Genomic DNA, 370 nt, shown 5'->3' on the forward strand with positions numbered 1-370 from the left:
TTTGTTTTTTTTGTAAGAACGGGTATATATAATATGCAAGTTCTAAGCCAGCATAAGGAGTAATGGTTTCTTTTGTTGCCTTTACAATAGGGTATAATCCATCTTTAATAATAGGTAGTAGATGTAAAGGGTTGTAGTTACTCTTTAGTGAAAAAAGAAGAAATAGTGGCATCCAAGTAGTGAAGAAGAAAACAAGCATAGAATAACTAGTAAGAGCCCTTAACCCACTCAGGGCCAAAATAATAAAAGGTAGTAGTAATAATATGGTGATTTGATAAGCAGGAGTGGAAGGGAATATCCATACTTTTACAATATCAGTTGCTTTTAATAAAGTATTAAAGCCAACAAAAAATAGATAAAAAGCATATAA

At 31.1% G+C, this 370-nt stretch carries 1 protein-coding gene; it reads right to left on the reverse strand.

The window, feature by feature from the left end:
- The coding region (locus MR113_RS27540; protein ID WP_242257497.1) for a GerAB/ArcD/ProY family transporter at positions 1-370 on the reverse strand (370 nt) is incomplete at both ends.

This window comes from Bacillus cereus group sp. BfR-BA-01379 (assembly GCF_022663605.1).
Taxonomy (GTDB): Bacteria; Bacillota; Bacilli; order Bacillales; family Bacillaceae_G; genus Bacillus_A; species Bacillus_A mobilis.